At 69.9% G+C, this 13982-nt stretch carries 13 protein-coding genes and 1 pseudogene; 7 read left to right on the plus strand and 7 right to left on the minus strand.

From position 1 onward, the window contains the following. The first annotated feature begins 156 nt into the window (after positions 1-156). The 3 genes from RKD20_RS01925 to RKD20_RS01935 all read left to right on the plus strand — a co-directional run bounded on the left by RKD20_RS01925 (position 157) and on the right by RKD20_RS01935 (position 2719). Positions 157-804 (plus strand): HAD family hydrolase, encoded by a 648-nt coding sequence (locus RKD20_RS01925; RefSeq protein WP_424876075.1) that lies wholly within the window; start codon positions 157-159, stop codon positions 802-804. Between the two features lie 48 nt (positions 805-852). Then, positions 853-1752: an NAD-dependent protein deacetylase gene (locus RKD20_RS01930; RefSeq protein WP_424876076.1), complete on the plus strand. Its 900-nt coding sequence runs from the start codon at positions 853-855 to the stop codon at positions 1750-1752. Positions 1753-2011: 259 nt separating this feature from the next. After that, positions 2012-2719, plus strand: a complete 708-nt coding sequence (locus tag RKD20_RS01935) for a phosphotransferase (protein WP_424876077.1) — start codon at positions 2012-2014, stop codon at positions 2717-2719. A 259-nt stretch (positions 2720-2978) separates the two neighbouring features. Here the strand turns inward: RKD20_RS01935 and RKD20_RS01940 are convergent, their stop codons facing one another. Next, entirely contained in the window at positions 2979-4433 is a 1455-nt protein-coding gene (locus tag RKD20_RS01940) for an amino acid permease (RefSeq protein ID WP_424876078.1), read from the minus strand. A 709-nt stretch (positions 4434-5142) separates the two neighbouring features. Between RKD20_RS01940 and RKD20_RS01945 the strand changes: the two genes are divergently transcribed. Beyond that, positions 5143-5877, plus strand: a complete 735-nt coding sequence (locus tag RKD20_RS01945) for a FadR/GntR family transcriptional regulator (RefSeq protein ID WP_424876079.1) — start codon at positions 5143-5145, stop codon at positions 5875-5877. 77 nt (positions 5878-5954) lie between these two features. Continuing rightward, a complete protein-coding gene (locus RKD20_RS01950) occupies positions 5955-7421 on the plus strand; it encodes an APC family permease (RefSeq protein WP_424876080.1) in 1467 nt (488 codons plus the stop codon). 52 nt (positions 7422-7473) lie between these two features. Here RKD20_RS01950 and RKD20_RS01955 read toward each other — a convergent pair whose 3' ends face one another. The 4 genes from RKD20_RS01955 to RKD20_RS01970 form a co-directional block, all read right to left on the minus strand. Continuing rightward, positions 7474-7647: a hypothetical protein gene (locus RKD20_RS01955; protein WP_424876081.1), complete on the minus strand. Its 174-nt coding sequence runs from the start codon at positions 7645-7647 to the stop codon at positions 7474-7476. Between the two features lie 110 nt (positions 7648-7757). After that, positions 7758-8429: a hypothetical protein gene (locus tag RKD20_RS01960; protein ID WP_424876082.1), complete on the minus strand. Its 672-nt coding sequence runs from the start codon at positions 8427-8429 to the stop codon at positions 7758-7760. Further along, on the minus strand, positions 8426-9049 hold the full coding sequence (locus tag RKD20_RS01965) for an RNA polymerase sigma factor (protein WP_424876083.1): 624 nt from the start codon (positions 9047-9049) through the stop codon (positions 8426-8428). Before RKD20_RS01965 ends, RKD20_RS01960 begins: the two co-directional genes overlap by 4 nt. A gap of 367 nt (positions 9050-9416) precedes the next feature. After that, positions 9417-9905, minus strand: coding sequence for a GNAT family N-acetyltransferase (locus RKD20_RS01970; protein ID WP_424876084.1), 489 nt, complete (start codon positions 9903-9905; stop codon positions 9417-9419). 81 nt (positions 9906-9986) lie between these two features. Between RKD20_RS01970 and RKD20_RS01975 the strand changes: the two genes are divergently transcribed. Together RKD20_RS01975 and RKD20_RS01980 are read left to right on the plus strand one after the other, a co-directional pair. Then, positions 9987-11672 (plus strand): ribonuclease J, encoded by a 1686-nt coding sequence (locus RKD20_RS01975; protein WP_424876085.1) that lies wholly within the window; start codon positions 9987-9989, stop codon positions 11670-11672. Between the two features lie 349 nt (positions 11673-12021). Further along, the gene (locus RKD20_RS01980) at positions 12022-12855 is read left to right on the plus strand and encodes a PIG-L family deacetylase (RefSeq protein ID WP_424876086.1); all 834 of its coding nucleotides are present in this window, start codon (positions 12022-12024) and stop codon (positions 12853-12855) included. On the opposite strand, the gene RKD20_RS01985 is transcribed toward RKD20_RS01980, so the two are convergent. Beyond that, a complete protein-coding gene (locus RKD20_RS01985; RefSeq protein WP_424876087.1) occupies positions 12740-13243 on the minus strand; it encodes a universal stress protein in 504 nt (167 codons plus the stop codon). The two genes, RKD20_RS01980 and RKD20_RS01985, sit on opposite strands and share 116 nt — an antisense overlap. Before the next feature lie 29 nt (positions 13244-13272). Beyond that, positions 13273-13974 (minus strand): annotated as a pseudogene (locus RKD20_RS01990) (universal stress protein); the annotation flags it as partial. Positions 13975-13982: the final 8 nt, after the last annotated feature.

Here is a 13982-nt window from a genome sequence, read left to right on the forward strand (position 1 = left end):
CGGTGGCGCCAGGGCCGATGTCCCGTGCGGTCATCTCCTGCCGCGGTACGAGTTGTTCGCTCCCTTGACGTCCGACCCCGGCCAACTCACGGCGCACCGGTCGGAGCAGGACGGGCCCATACCGGTCACTCGCCGCGCCAAGTAAGGTCCGTCATCGTGAGACTCGCGATCTTCGATCTGGACGGCACCCTGGTCGACCGCACCGGTGCCTTCGCCGATGCCATCACCTCCCTGAGCCATGACCACGGCTACGGCCCCGAGATCGAGCAGTGGCTGCTGACCGAGCTGGCCGACCACGGCGAGCGCGGTGACTTCGACCGGTTGCGCGCCGCCTTCCCCGTCAGCGAGAGCGCCGACCACCTGTGGCGGGTCTACATCGACCGCATGGCGGCCTCCATGCACTGCCGTCCTGCCGTCCTCAACAGCCTGGAGCGTCTCAAGGAGGCCGGCTGGAGCATCGGTGTCGCCACGAACGGCGCCAGCGACATTCAGCGGGCCAAGATCCAGGCCACCGGCCTCTCCGATCTGATCGACGGGATCGCCGCGTCCGGCGACGTCGACATCCGCAAACCCGATCCGCGGCTCTTCGAGCTCGCCGCCGCGCGATGCGGGACGCAGCTCACTCGCGGGGACTGGATGACCGGCGACAACCCCGAGACCGACATCGTCGGTGGCCACGATGCGGGACTGCGCACCATCTGGGTCACCGGCCGCCCCTGGCCCGACGGACTGGTGACGCCGCACCACACGGTCGGTGACGTCGTCGAAGCCATCGGCTACCTGCTCGACCAGGGCTCGGCATAGCCCTGGAGGCGGCTCCCGGCCCGCCGCCGGTTTCGTACCCTGGCACGCATGCGGACCCGTCCCACACTTCACTGGACCCCTCCCCCGGACCTGCCGCCGGGCACCACCGACCTCCAGCCGGTGGTCGACGCGCTGAGCGCCGGTGGTGTGCTGGTGCTGACCGGGGCGGGCATCTCCACGGAGTCGGGCATCCCCGCCTACCGAGGCGAGGGCGGAAGCCTGAGTCGGCACACGCCGATGACGTACCAGGACTTCACCGCCGGCCCGCAGGCACGGCGAAGGTACTGGGCACGCAGCCATCTCGGGTGGCGTACCTTCGGCCGCGCCCGCCCCAATGCCGGGCACCGGGCCGTCGCCACGTTCGCCCGGCACGGTCTGCTCTCGGGCGCGATCACCCAGAACGTCGACGGTCTGCACCGGGCCGCCGGCGCCGAGGGCGTCGTGGAACTGCACGGGAGTCTGGGGAGAGTGCGGTGTCTGGCCTGCGACGCCATCACCTCGCGCCGGGATCTCGCCGTACGACTGGAAGAGGCCAACGCCGCCTTCGAACCGGTGGCCGCGGGAATCAACCCCGACGGTGACGCCGACCTCTCCGACGAACAGGTCGCCGACTTCCGCGTGCTGCCCTGCGCGGACTGCGGCGGCATCCTCAAGCCCGACGTGGTCTTCTTCGGCGAGACCGTGCCCGCGGCGCGGATCGAGCACTGCCGCCGGTTGGTCCGTACGGCGACGTCGCTGCTGGTCCTGGGTTCCTCGCTCACGGTGATGTCCGGACTCAGATTCGTCCGCCAGGCGGCTCAGGCGGACAAACGGGTCCTCATCATCAACCGGGATCCCACCCGAGGCGACCAGCTCGCCCACACCCGCGTCAGCCTCCCCCTGGGAACCGCCCTGTCGTATGTCGCAGACGCGTTGAACCTTTCCGATGACTGGCGGACGTCCCCCTGAGGCGGGCGGTTCGGCAGCCCTCTCCTAGCGGTCGAGCGCCTCAGCGATGCGGTGGGCCTACCGCCTCGGTCGCGGCGCCCGCGTCGAGGGGAACGGTGCGCACATCGGGCTCCGGGAGCCCCCTCCTCAGAGCTTGTCGTTCCCGGCGTCGGTCCGAGAAGGGACTCAGCCCCGGTCCCTCGGCTGCACGCTCGTCAGACAGTCCGGCCCCGGACCCCGCCAGGGAGAAGGCGGCCTTTCCGACGAGTAGGGTCCGGGCATGCAGACGGGTGAGTTACTGGGTTCCGGCCGCACCGCGGACGTGTTCGCCATCGATGACCACTGGGTCCTTCGCCGCTACCGGGACGGCGGCGACGCCACCACCGAGGCCGCCGTGCTGGCCTACCTCGCGGAGCGCGGATACCCCGTGCCACGGGTCCGGGGCCCTGCGGGCGCCAGGCAGGGCACGACACCGCGAACCGACCTGGTGATGCAGCGGCTGCACGGCCCGACCATGCTGCAGGCGCTGCTGCTGGGCACGATCACGGCCGAGGAAGCGGGATCGGCGCTCGCCGGCCTGCTGCACCGCCTGCACTCCGTTCCCGCACGGGCCTCCACCGATCCGGCCCACCGCATCCTCCACCTCGACCTGCACCCGGACAACGTGGTGCTCACAGCGGGAGGCCCCATGGTGATCGACTGGTGCAACACCGAGGAAGGGCCACCCGGACTGGACCGGGGGATGTCGTCCCTGATCCTGGCGCAGGTCGCCGTCGACACCACCGCCCTGGCGGCACCGGCCCGCGCTGTACTCGCCTCATTGCTCACCCACCTCGACCCCGCGGTCACTGCGGGGAACACCGACCGCGGATACCTCACGGAAGCCAGGAATAGGCGGGCGGCCGACCCGTCCATGAGCGAGAGCGAGACATCTCTTCTCGATGACGCCATGAGGCTGGTGCTCGAACTGGCGCCCGCCCAGCCTTGAACGGCAGGCTGAGCACCGGATTCCGATCGCCGACATGGCCTGCGGTGCACTGAGGGCGGGCGGCGCCCGTCCTCCGCAGCCGCGGGGCCGAAAGTGGCAGCCCGGACGCGGAGATCGTCTCCTCGGGGCGTTCCACCGAGGACTTCGCCTTGCCGGAGATCGCCCCGCATTTCGGGCAGGACATCCCGCCCGCCGGTGACGCGGTGGGAGAGCCGCGTCACCGGCGGGCGGGAGAGGGGCCGTGGATCGGCCCGGGGTGCTACGAAGGGATGGTCTCGTCCTGCCGGACCTTCCGTGCCAGCCGTCCCCGGGCCACCGCGAAGGCCACCACGGCCAGAGCCACCAGGGTGGACAGGACCACCTGGTCACGGCCACCGCCGTCGGCGGTGTCGGTCAGCATGTAGCCCAGTACGAACGTGATCAGGGCGATGGTGGCCCAGGTCAGGTAGGGGTACAGCCACATCCTGACGACCAGCTTCTCCGGCGACTCACGCTGGATGATCTTGCGCATCCGCAGCTGGGAGAAGCAGATCACCAGCCAGACGAACAGAGCGATGGCGCCGGACGAGTTGAGCAGGAACTGGAAGACCGTGTCCGGCCACAGGTAGTTGAAGGCGACCGCGACGAAGCCGAAGACCACCGAGGCCAGGATGGCCGACTGCGGCACTCCGCGGCCTGTCGTCCTTCCGAAGGCGGCCGGTGCGTCACTGCGGCGGCCCAGCGAGAAGGCCATGCGGGACGCGGTGTACAGGCCGGAGTTGAGGCAGGACAGCACGGAGGTCAGCACGATGGCGTTCATGATCTGGGCGGCGTGCGGGATGCCGACGGAGCTCAGTGCGGCCACGTACGAGCCGTCCTTGAGGATCGCCGGGTCGTCCCAGCGCAGCAGTGACACCACGATCAGGATCGAGCCCAGGTAGAACACCGCGATCCGCCAGATCACGCTGTTGGTGGCCTTGGTGACCGCGGCCCGCGGGTTCGCGGTCTCACCGGCCGCCAGGGTGACGATCTCGCTGCCCATGAAGGAGAAGACCACCATCAGCACACCCGTGAGAATCGCTCCCGGGCCGTTCGGCAGGAACCCGCCGTGCGCGGTCAGGTTGGAGAAGCCGGACGCCGGGTGGTCCGAGCCCGGCAGCAGACCGAAGATGGCGAGCGCGCCGACCACGATGAACGCGGCGATGGCGACGACCTTGATGCCCGCGAACCAGAACTCGAACTCGCCGTAGGAGCTGACCGAGACCAGGTTGGTGGCGGTCAGGACGACCATGACGATGAGGGCCCAGCCCCATTGCGGGACGGCCGGGATCCATCCGGCAAGGATCTTGGCCCCGGCGGTGGCTTCCACGGCGAGCACCACGACCCAGAAGAACCAGTACAGCCAGCCGATGGTGAAGCCGGCCCAGCGGCCCAGCGCACGGTCGGCGTAGGCGGAGAAGGAGCCGGAGGTCGGATTGGCCGCGGCCATCTCGCCGAGCATCCGCATGACGAGGACGACGAGAACGCCGACGAGGGCGTAGGAGACGAGAATGCCGGGGCCGGCGGCGGCGATGCCGGATCCGGAACCGACGAACAGCCCGGCGCCGATGACACCGCCGATCGCGATCATCGACAGGTGACGGTTCTTGAGGCCGGCCTGCAGGCCGGATCCATCGGGGTCGTTCTTGGTGGTGGTGACCGGCTCGGGGGCGGAAACAGGGGGACGTGTGGTCATCTCGACATCCAAGGACAGGTGGGGACGAGGGACGATGCCTGCGCGGTCGGGCGGGGTGGCCGCCTGGCTTGCGCAGGAGGGAGCATCGGGGGTTCTGCGGCAGGGCGGGTGGCGATCACGGTCGTGAAGCGGGCATGGTGGACCGCGGCCTCCGAGCCCGGTCCTGTGGGACCGGTCACGCCGGTGGCGCTCAGGAAAATAGTTCAGGGCGATCCAAAAAAACAAGGGGTCCGGTGACCCGCCCACCGCGCTTCCCCTCCCGGTCCACGCCTCGAACGCCCTCTGTGGCACGACACCGACGGGTCCTCACCGACAAGCCCGGGGAGACGCGAATCCCCTGCTCAGCGCCGTACCGCGCGGGCTGCCACGCCGGCCCTCGCACGGCGCCCACGGACCGGCCGAGGCGAGGTCTTGTTTAACTGTTCACCTTGCTCTAATTTTTCCTCCATCGCGATCCTCTCCTCCCGCGCCCCGCCCCCTGGGAGCTCCCATGCACCACCCCGAGACGTCGTCGCGGGAACCGCCTGCCGCCCTTCTCGCTCAGTACGAGCCCGCCTCGGACGCGGCGCACGACCGGGGGCCGGCGCCGGATGCCGACCCGCGTGCTGCCGACCCGCGTGATGTCGAGCCCTCGCTGCCGGCCACGGTCCGCCGTACGACGTCCCGTTCGGGGCCACGACCGCGATCAGCAGGCCGTTAGGGTGACGTCGTGGTGAATGCAGCGGGCAAGTTCGGGCCGTACAACCAGCCGGGCTCAGCTCCCACGACCTCGGTCATCGGCGTGGGCCACGCCCGCGCGCTGCCTCTGGGCGGCCAGAGCGGATCCGATCTCGTCCGGTCACGGATCGCCCTGCGGGTACGCCTGCAGTCCGTTCGGCCGGGGGACCGACTGCCGGACGCAGGCGTCCTCGCCGAGGAACTGGGGATCGGGGAGATCACCGTGCGCCGCGCGCTGGAGGGCATGTGCCAGGACGGCCTGCTCGACCGCCGACGCGGCCGGGCGGGCGGAACCTTCGTCGCGCAGGGCTGGGACACCGTCGTCGCCCTGATGCACGACGCGGAGGAGGCGGCGTCACTGGACGCCTTCCACCTTCTGCTCGAATGCGGCCTCGTGGCGCACGGTTCGGGAGAGGTGCCGGCCGAGCGACTGGACCAACTTCGCGCACTGGTCGAGGACCTGGACCGAACCGACGACCCAGCACACATGGCGGAGCTGGAGACCCGCTTCCACCTGGCCCTCGCGGAGGCGCTCGGCGGCGCCGGAATCCGCGAGTTCGCCGCCGATCTGCTCGGCCGGCTGTGCCTGCTCCTGCCCGCACCGCTGCCCGAGGCGGTACGGGCGCGCAACCGCTGTCACGCCGAACTGCTCACCGAGCTCGGGCGGGGTGCGACCGAACCGGCCGTACAGGCGGTGAAGGCACACCAGCGTTCCCGGCACCGCTGACGCCCGGACCGTTCCCGTCCGCCCTTCGACAGCCCGCGCACCCACCACGCCGCCACACCGCACGAGGAGTTGCCGCCATGCCCCACCCCGGAGCAGATCCGCTGTCGCCCCCGGGCCCCGTCGGCGGGCCGCAGCGACTGCGCGGCGGCGTCCTCGGCATGGCGGACATCGCCGCCGCCACGATGGCCAACGTCGGCCCGGCCATGAGCTTCTTCTTCGGTTTCGCCTTCCTGGCCACCACCGCGGGCGTCGCCTCGCCCCTGACCATCGCGGCCGCGGGTGTCGCGGTGGCGCTCCTCGGCAACACGCTCGCCGAGTTCTCCCGGGCACACCCCTCGGCGGGCAGCTTCATCACCTTCGTCGGCAAGACGTTCGGACCGGTCAGCGCGGTGACGACGGCGCTGTTGGCGGCGCTGGGCTACATCATCGCGATGGCCGGTGTCATCTCGATCTCCGGCGGGTTCGTGCAGATCACCCTGCAGTACTACACGGGCATCGACCTGCCGTGGATCATCTGGACGCTACTGCTCACCGGGCTGGCCGTCGTACTGATGCTGCGCGGGGTGGTCGTCTCCACCAAGTGGGCCGGCTACTTCTTCGGCGCGGAGATGCTGGTACTGATCGTGGTCTCGGTCGCCGCACTGGTGGAACACCACGGCCGGCTGTCCGTCGACCCGTTCCTGCCCAGCCACATCAGCGGCGGTTTCAACGGTCTGGCAGCCGGCTTCCCGCTGGCGGTGTACCTGTTCATCGGATGGGAGAACTCGGCGGCACTCGCCGAGGAGACGGAGAATCCGCGGCGCAACGTCGGCCGCGCCGTGTTCTCCTCCATCGCGATCATGACGGTGAGTTACATCCTCTTCGCCTACGCCACGGTGACGGGCTTCGGCTACGACGTGGCCCGACTCGGGGCCACCCGGATCCCCTTCATCGAGGTGGCCCACGACACCCTCGGCGTGCTGGCGTTCCTCGCCTACCTCGGCGGTCTGACCTCCACCCTCGGCGTGCTGATCGCGGGCATCAACTCCCAGGCGCGCCTGGTCTTCAACGCCGGACGCGAGGGTCTGCTGCCCGCCTTCTTCGGCTACGTCCACCCTGTCCGCCGTACTCCGAACAACGCGATCGTCACCTTCACGGCCATCGCCCTGCTGATCATCGGCGGCTGGGGCCTTGGCCACCTGCTGGGCCCGGACGGCGGCCCGATGAACCCGGTGGTCTTCTTCACCGAGTCCTCGACGCTCGGCGCCATCCTGATCCTGCTCGTCTACCTCGCTTCCAACATCGCCCTGCCGCTGTACTACCGCAGGTACCGCCCGCAGGAGTTCCGGGTCGTCCGGCACCTTCTCCTGCCCACGCTCGGCACGGTGGCCATCCTGGTTCCGCTGTACTACCTTGCCAAGCCCGGACAGCCCGCGCCGTACAGCTGGTTCCCCTACGCGGCGATCGCCACCTTGCTCGTCGCCGTCGGCTACGCGACCATCCTGGTCCGCCGCGATCCGGTCCTGGCCGAGCGCGTCGGCTCCATCGTCGCCGACGCGGACTGAACGCGACCGACCAGGCGCCGACCGCCCGGGCGTGGATCATGCCGCTGTTTGATCACATGCGGTGCTCGACCCACACGAAGATCAGGCCTACGGCTCCGGTGCCGGCGCCGTAACAGGCGCCGCGCAGCAGCTGCGCGAGGGCGATCCGCCGCCGTCGTACGGTCCACTCCCGGACGGCAATGAGCCGTTCCCGACCCGTGCGAGGTGGAGGGAGGCTGGGGTCCATGGCTTACGTCCCTTTCTGGATGGCGTCCTGGCGGGGAGCCCGCCCGGCTGCGGCCTCGGTACCGGTGGCCGGTGACGGACTCCCCTGCTCGTTGTCGTACCGGGAGAAGATCAGCGTCCTTGGTTGAACTCCTGGAGCCGGGCCACGAGTTGACCGTCGGGCCGGGCGACGATGACGGAGGAGTGGGGAGTACGGGCGGCGAGCCGGTCGATCTCGCTCTCCAGGCGGCCGGTGGGCGCGTGGGCTCCGGAGCCACTGGCGCGTACGTACCGGGCGAAGATCTCCAGGCCGTCGAGGAAGGCGGCGTCCGGCGGGGCGGTGTCGGCCATGGAGTGGGTGAGCTGGTGGAACCAGTGCCGGGCCCGCCGGGATTCACCAAGGCACAGGTGGTGCAGGTGCAGGCAGTAGGCGGCGGCACGGCTGCCGGCGCCGGCGGCGAGCTGCCACCAGAACTGCGCGGATTCCGGGTGTCCGGTCAGCGACAGCAGGCAGGCGTAGACGAGGGCGCCGTCGACGTCGAGTTCCTCCTCGGTCAGCGGCCCGCGGTCCGGGCCCTCGGCGATCTTCGCGACGTGGGCGGCGGCGTCGGGCTCGTTGAGGACCCACCGGCACACCACGGCGAGGCGCTGTCCGGCCTGGGCGGCGCGGGTGACCTCGGTGGCGGGAGTGCGGCGGGAGGCGTCGGCGGCCAGCCGGCGCAGCCCCGCGGCGACGTCGGCTCCGCTGCGCGGGGCGACCGGCAGGCGGACGCTCTCCAGAAGGTCGTTGACGGTGGTGCTCACGCTCCCACTCCCTTGTGCTTGGACTTCTTCGGGGTCTCGGGCAGGCCGAGCTTGAGGCGCAGGCGTTCCTTGGCGCGGCGCAGGTGGTGGCCGACGGTCCGGTCGTCTATGCCGATGTACCAGGCGACCTTGGCGGTCGGGTAGCCGAGCACGTAGCGCAGCACGATCACCTCGAACTGCCGGTCGGGCAGGTCCGCTATCGCCTCGTACAGCCCGGTGGCGGACTCCATCTTCTGGAGCTTGTCGCGGGCCGTGACGAGCGCCGTGTCGAGGGCCTGGGCGATGGGGCCGTTGATGACGAATGCCGGCCCCCGCCCCTCAGCATCGAGGCGGTTGTGGACGATGCGCCGCACGATCGCCCACGCGCCCTGTTCGAGGTTGCCCGCGCTCAGCAGCTGCGACCAGCCGGCGTGAATCTCCAGGAAGACCTCGTGGATGACCTCCTCCGCGGTCTCGCGGTTGCCGAAGTGCACCTCCGCGTACGCGTGGAAGACCTCGTGGTGACCGAGGTAAAAGGCCTCGAAGTCCACTTCCAAGTCCAGGGCGACGAACATGGACTGCGAGAGCCCGGCGTGGTGCTCCGCCGGCGAGGCGCCCTCCGGGGCGTCGTCGTACCTCACGACCGGCTCCTGTCGGCAGGGGACATGAGCAAAGATCCTCTCCATCGAGGCAAGCAGGGACCCGGCGCCAACTCGTACGCGCCGAAAGGCCGTTGGGCCTGGGACCTAGCTAAGTGATTTGCCCGGCGGAACACTCACGCCCGTTTGAAAAAGCCTCCCCACGTGCCCCCGAACAGGCACTGTGCAGCCTTCAACAAGCGCCGCTAGTCACCCTCCGTAGCGCTCTGACCAGGCCCAACCCACACGAAGTACGCGCCGAACACGCATGCGCACACTCACCGTGTTCTGCATCACACCCCACCCGCCACCCCTCGCACGCCGACATCGACCCGGCGCCCGCGCCACCCACGTGAACCGGCACACGGTGTCACACGGGAGGAAGGCGAAACTCGAATTCGGGACGGTCCCACGGCACGGCGGGCGGGTTCGCGGGCGCGGTCCCGGTCCGTACGGCACCGACGCGGTGGTAGAAGTCCTCGGCGGGACGGTGCGACACGACCTTGACACGGTCGAGCCCGGCGGCACGGGCCTCGGACCGCATGTGTTCGACGAGCAGCCGCCCGATCCCACGTCCTTGTGCTTCGTCGGCGACGAACAGCAGATCGAGCTCCGGTGGAGCGAGGACGAGCGAGTAGAACCCGAGCACCCGGCCTTCATGTTCGTCGGCGCCCACGGCTACGAAGGTGCGGTGGGCTTCGATGTAATCAGGACCGACCCGGTAGCCCGCCACCGCGGCCGCGTATTTCCCCTGGTAGGCGCCTGAGCCACGCACGAGCCGCGTGAGCCGCTTGGCATCCCGAGCGACGGCCCTCCGTATGGTGACCGGCCGGCTGACCGGGGAAGTGCGTGAACTCATCCGGGCAGTATCTCGCACCGGGGCGGTCAGATCACCGGGGCAATGGATCATCTCGTTGCGCTCTCCGGGTACCGTCAAGCCATGAGTCATCCGCACCCCGAACTGAACGCCGCTCCGCCTCTTCCCGAAGGGGGGCTGCGGGTCATCGCCCTGGGCGGCCTTGGTGAGATCGGCCGCAACATGACCGTCTTCGAGTACGCGGGCAAACTGCTCGTCGTCGACTGCGGTGTGCTGTTCCCCGAGGAGAACCAGCCGGGCGTCGACGTGATCCTGCCGGACTTCACCTCGATCCGGGACCGGCTGGACGACATCGTGGCCGTGGTACTGACCCACGGCCACGAGGATCACATCGGCGGTGTGCCGTACCTGCTGCGTGAGCGGTCCGACATTCCCGTCGTCGGCTCCAAGCTGACGCTGGCCTTCCTGGAGGCCAAGCTCAAGGAACACGGCATCCGGCCGCGCACGGTACGGGTCCGGGAGGGCGACCGGCGCGGCTTCGGGCCCTTCGACCTGGAGTTCGTCGCGGTCAACCACTCCATCCCGGACAGCCTCGCGGTCGCGATCCGCACCGGCGCCGGGATGGTGCTGCACACCGGCGACTTCAAGATGGACCAGTTCCCCCTCGACGACCGCATCACCGACCTGCGCGCCTTCGCCCGGCTCGGCGAGGAGGGCGTGGACCTGTTCCTCACCGACTCCACCAACGCCGAGGTACCCGGCTTCACCACCTCGGAGCGGGAGCTGAACCCGGCGATCGAGCAGGTGATGCGCACCGCGCCACGCCGGGTCATCGTCTCCAGCTTCGCCAGCCATGTGCACCGCATCCAGCAGGTCCTGGACGCCGCCCACCAGCACGGCCGCAAGGTCGCCTTCGTCGGCCGGTCGATGGTCCGCAACATGGGCATCGCCCGTGACCTGGGCTACCTGAAGGTCCCGTCCGGTCTGGTCGTGAGCACGAAGGAGCTGGAGAAGCTCCCGGACCACAAGATCACTCTCGTGTGCACCGGCTCTCAGGGCGAACCGATGGCCGCGCTGTCACGGATGGCCAACCGCGACCACCAGATCCGCATCGGCAAGGGCGACACCGTCCTGCTCGCCAGCTCCCTCATCCCCGGCAACGAGAACGCCATCTACCGGGTGATCAACGGACTCACCCGGTGGGGCGCCCACGTGGTCCACAAGGGCAACGCCAAGGTGCACGTCTCCGGGCACGCGAGCGCCGGCGAACTCGTCTACTGCTACAACATCGTCAAACCGCGCAACGTCATGCCCGTGCACGGCGAATGGCGCCATCTGCGGGCCAACGCCGACCTCGCCATCCGCACCGGTGTCGACCCCGACCATGTCGTCATCGCCGAGGACGGCGTCGTCGTCGACCTCGTCGACGGCCGCGCGTCCATCACCGGCAAGGTCCCCTGCGGCAACGTCTACGTGGACGGCATGGAGGTCGGCGGCGCCACCGAGGCGTCCCTCAAGGACCGCCTCACCCTCGCAGAGGAAGGCGTGGTCACGGTGGTGGCGATCGTCGACGCGGACACCGGCGCCCTCGCCGAGGCACCCGACTTCCTGGCCCGCGGCTTCGTCCACGACGATGCCACCTTCGAGCCGGTCGTCCCCGTCATCGAGAAGACCCTGGCCACCGCGGCCGAGGAAGGCGTCGGGGACGCGCGCCAGCTCGAACAGCTCCTCGCCCGCGCCGTGGCGAACTGGGCGTTCCGCACCCACCGCCGCAGGCCCCTCATCATCCCGGTCATCATCGACGCCTGAGCCTCAGCCCGGCAGCACAAGCCGGGCTGGTCCGTGGGCGTGTCGACGCAGACCGGTTTTTCCAGGACACCGACCGTGTGCAGCGCACGGCGGTGTCCTGGCCTGTCTGCGCACGTGGCACGACCAGAAGGGCGGGAAGCTGCTTCGCGTCGACCTGGTCGGAGAGATGACCGCGGCGCCCTCCGCCCCGGTCACGTGGAAACGCCGACGCCTGGAAGGTCGGACGACGGCACCGGGAACAGCCGGACCGCCCGGCGCGGTTGCACCGACCAAGGGACCGGCGCCGCACGGGCACGTTCTCGAACCCATACATATTGACCAGGACATATTCATGCAGGAGGACTGTTAGATGACTGGCCGGCCCTTGACGCTCATGGCAGTGCACGCCCACCCCGATGACGAGGCCACCGGAACAGGAGGAGTCCTCGCACGCTACGCGGCGGAAGGCATTCGTACGGTTCTCGTGACCTGTACCGACGGCGGTTGCGGTGACGGGCCGGGGGGTGTCAAGCCGGGCGACCCCGGGCACGATCCGGCGGCAGTCGCCTCGATGCGCCGTCAAGAACTTGAGGCGAGCTGTGAGGTCCTGAAGATCAGCGATCTGGAGATGCTGGACTACGCCGACTCCGGGATGGCGGGCTGGCCGACCAACGACGCCCCCGGATCCTTCTGGCAGACCCCCGTGGAGGAAGGCGCGGCCCGACTGGCGGAACTCATCCGGCACTACCGACCTGATGTGGTCGTCACCTACGACGAGAACGGCTTCTATGGCCATCCCGACCACATCCAGGCCCACCGCATCACGATGGCGGCGCTGGAGATGACGGAGCTGTCGCCGAAGGTGTACTGGACCACGGTGCCCCGCTCAGGGATGCAGCGGTTCGGGGAGATCATGCGCGAGTTTCATCCGGACATGCCGGAGCCGGATCCTGCGGAGGCCGCCGCGATGGCCGCGATCGGCCTCCCCGACGAGGAGATCACCACGTGGGTGGACACCACCGCGTTCAGTGGTCAGAAGTTCGACTCGTTGGCCGCCCATGCCAGTCAGAGTGAGAACATCTTCTTCCTCAAGATGGGCAAGGAGAGGTTCGGCGAGTTGATGGGCATGGAGACCTTCGTACGTGTCCAGGACACCACCGGTGCGGACGTCCCCGAGAACGATCTCTTCGCCGGCCTGCGCTGACCCGGCCGGCTGACCGGGACCCGCGACGAACCGGCGGTGGCGTGACCCCCGTCGTGCCCGGAACGATGCGCCATGAGGGAACGCGGTGGCAGGCGCTGGCACCGCGACCCGCGTCGGCGAGCGTTCCGTTCTCGACCACACCGACCACGCCGACCACGGACACGTCGACGCTGTCCTCGGCCATCACCTGCTCGGACTGCTCGCCCGCATCCCGGGCGAGCGAGGTGCCCTCGTGCCGCTCCCACAGCGAGGCGTACACCACCCGCAGGGGCACCCCGCGCGGCACGGCCTCGTCAGCCGCCCAGTCGGCGGCACGCAGGCTCGGTTCGGAACCGTCCACGCCCACGACGACGGGATCGACGAGGGCTCGTTCGACCGATGTGCCCATGATCTCCGCTCCTCCGGGATCGTTCGCCCGTGCGCGACGACGGCGACGGTGCGGTGGCGTGGTGCCGCACCGCAGGCGTGACGGCTCCGTGTGGGCCCCGATCGGGCTGCCGCGGATCCGGCGGCCGATGACGACCAGCGATGCCCCACGGGAGGCGTCGATGACCTCGTTGGCCGGGCTGCCGCAGCGCGACACCTCGGCGACCTCTACGTCCGGGCCTTTCTGCCGCCACGGACGCAGCACCTCGGCCGGCGCGGCGGCCTCCTGTCGGCCCACTTCGGCGGGGAGCCCGGGGTCCCCGGGCAGGTCGTAGGCGTAGTGCCGCGGCAGGTTCCAGCCGTGGACGATCTTCGGCGTCGTGCTGCGGCGGCCGGCCTCCTCGAAGGCGAAGGCGATCACCTCGTCATCGGGGCGGCCGGTGCCGAGGCCGAGCACCACGGGCCGGCATGCGTGGCGGCGGACGCGATGGCCGCGGAGTCCTTCTCGTGCTCGTCGGCGGCCTGCTCGCCCGATCGCGCGAGGACTACGGGCGTCTCGGTGCGAGCGATCACCGCCATGCCCACGGACCCGATCAGGAATCCTCCGATCCCGCTCAGCCCGCGGGGGCCGAGGACCATCAGTTCGGCGTCCTCCGCCGCCTTGGCCAGGAGCTTCGCCTCTCGGGCCGCCCACTCGGCGGCGGCACGGCTCTCGGACGCACCGTCGACGCCCACGGGAACGGTGCGGGACATGGCGCCCA

The organism is Streptomyces sp. SLBN-8D4, from assembly GCF_049739545.1.
Classification (GTDB): domain Bacteria; phylum Actinomycetota; class Actinomycetes; order Streptomycetales; family Streptomycetaceae; genus Streptomyces; species Streptomyces canus_C.

Coding starts and splice junctions, on each gene's coding strand:
- RKD20_RS01930 (WP_424876076.1), top strand. CDS start 853: ATGCGGACCCGTCCCACACTTCACTGGACCCCTCCCCCGGACCTGCCG.
- RKD20_RS01935 (WP_424876077.1), top strand. CDS start 2,012: ATGCAGACGGGTGAGTTACTGGGTTCCGGCCGCACCGCGGACGTGTTC.
- RKD20_RS01940 (WP_424876078.1), bottom strand. CDS start 4,433: ATGACCACACGTCCCCCTGTTTCCGCCCCCGAGCCGGTCACCACCACC.
- RKD20_RS01950 (WP_424876080.1), top strand. CDS start 5,955: ATGCCCCACCCCGGAGCAGATCCGCTGTCGCCCCCGGGCCCCGTCGGC.
- RKD20_RS01955 (WP_424876081.1), bottom strand. CDS start 7,647: ATGGACCCCAGCCTCCCTCCACCTCGCACGGGTCGGGAACGGCTCATT.
- RKD20_RS01970 (WP_424876084.1), bottom strand. CDS start 9,905: ATGAGTTCACGCACTTCCCCGGTCAGCCGGCCGGTCACCATACGGAGG.
- RKD20_RS01975 (WP_424876085.1), top strand. CDS start 9,987: ATGAGTCATCCGCACCCCGAACTGAACGCCGCTCCGCCTCTTCCCGAA.
- RKD20_RS01980 (WP_424876086.1), top strand. CDS start 12,022: ATGACTGGCCGGCCCTTGACGCTCATGGCAGTGCACGCCCACCCCGAT.
- RKD20_RS01985 (WP_424876087.1), bottom strand. CDS start 13,243: ATGGGCACATCGGTCGAACGAGCCCTCGTCGATCCCGTCGTCGTGGGC.